2 protein-coding genes are annotated in these 708 nt (G+C 61.4%); both read left to right on the top strand.

What is annotated here, in order from left to right; genetic code table 11:
* Positions 1 to 193 (top strand): COX aromatic rich motif-containing protein (locus GQ57_RS27850; protein WP_200880671.1); only part of this gene is annotated, 193 nt, incomplete at its 5' end.
* Between the two features lie 3 nt (positions 194 to 196).
* A partial coding sequence (locus GQ57_RS27845; protein ID WP_200880670.1) for a cbb3-type cytochrome c oxidase subunit I occupies positions 197 to 708 on the top strand: 512 nt, incomplete at its 3' end.

Raw genomic sequence — 708 nt, 5'->3', positions numbered from 1 at the left:
GGTGCAGAAGGTGAAGGCATCGCCGGACCGGCTCGACGCGACCGTGTACGGCACCGTCGCGCAGCCGAGCGAGAAGGCGCCCGTGCGCTACTTCTCGTCGGTCGATCCGCGGCTCTTTCACAACATCATCGCGAAATACAACGATGGCCACGTCCTCGACCTGAAGGACGCCGCCTGCGGCACGAAGGGGTAACACATGTTCGGCAAACTCACACTCTCGGCGATCCCGTATCACGAGCCCATCATCATGTCGGCTGGCGTCCTCATGGGTCTGGTCGTGCTGGCCGTGCTCGCCGCGCTGACGATCACCGGCCGGTGGAAATGGCTGTGGACCGAATGGCTGACCACGGTGGACCACAAGCGACTTGGCGTGATGTACATCATCGTCGCATTCGTCATGCTGCTGCGCGGCTTCACCGACGCGATCATGATGCGCATACAGCTTGCGCTTTCATACAACGGGCCCGGCTACCTGCCGCCGCATCACTATGACCAGATCTTCACGGCTCACGGCGTGATCATGATCTTCTTCATGGCGATGGTGTTCATGATCGGCCTGATGAACCTGATCGTGCCGCTGCAGATCGGCGCGCGCGACGTCGCGTTCCCGTTCATCAACTCGCTTTCGTTCTGGATGACGGCCGTCAGCGCGATCCTGATCAACGTCTCGCTCGTGATCGGCGAATTCGCGCAGACGGGCTGGCTTGC

The organism is Burkholderia sp. MSh2 (genome assembly GCF_000731655.1).
GTDB classification, from domain to species: Bacteria; Pseudomonadota; Gammaproteobacteria; order Burkholderiales; family Burkholderiaceae; genus Burkholderia; species Burkholderia paludis.
The sequence above is the reverse complement of the archived record's forward strand: the minus strand, read 5'-3'. Positions and strand labels throughout refer to the sequence as shown.